Below are 824 nucleotides of genomic sequence, written 5' to 3'. Positions count from 1 at the left end.
ACCCGGCTTTCGTCCAGCCCCCATACACACATCCTATCCCAGTGATGCTCGACGGGCAAGGCGAGATCATGCACGCAAAAAAGCCGCCGTCCCGCGCCGCCTTCGGTCGGGACGGGGGTTCACTTCGATAACCAGTCGCAACGCCGCAGATTTTTCGTCGGTTTTATGCAAATCACTCTTGACGAAAATTGCATGAATACATAGATTACTTCCAACAACACCGCCCACGCCTCTTGACAATGCGCACCAGGGCGGTTCTTTTTTTAGGGGTGGTGAGAGCATGGGTGAAAAAAAATGCTACGAAAAACCCGCAACCACACTTGAAAGACAAGTCGAAATACTCTCAGAGCGAGGAATGATTATTGATGATCCAGAACGGGCAATGAGATATTTGGCTCACATCAATTATTACCACCTGGAAGCATACTGGCTGCCTTTTGAGAAGAGCCGGGACCCTCACCAATTCCACGAAGCCACAACTTTTGATTCTGTCCTTGATATTTATCTCTTTGATCGAGATCTGCGTATATTATTGTTAGACGCAATAGAACGAATTGAACTTTCCATAAAAACGCAATGGGCATATACTCTGGGAATAAAATACGGATCTCATGCGCACCTTGATAAAGATCTTTTCAGATTTGACGATGAATCATACTTTGAATCTATAGTTGAACTCAAGGCCTCGTGCTTGAAGAGTGACGAAAATATATCAAACACTTTTCAAATGAATGCTCCACCGGCTAAAGCCGGTGGTATCGGGCAACAGCTAAAGCTGGCGATTGCGGATGAAATCCGCCGACAGCTTGGCGGGCTGGCAAAAG

Annotated in this window: 1 protein-coding gene; it reads left to right on the top strand. The window is 46.7% G+C overall.

Annotation, left to right across the window (positions count from 1 at the left end):
- Window positions 1-280: 280 nt before the first annotated feature.
- Window positions 281-824 (top strand): Abi family protein (locus tag EII23_RS12100; protein WP_185702404.1); only part of this gene is annotated, 544 nt, incomplete at its 3' end.

It is taken from the genome of Desulfovibrio sp. OH1186_COT-070 (assembly GCF_003860215.1).
Taxonomy (GTDB): domain Bacteria; phylum Desulfobacterota; class Desulfovibrionia; order Desulfovibrionales; family Desulfovibrionaceae; genus Desulfovibrio.
This window is presented reverse-complemented; position numbering and strand designations above follow the sequence as displayed.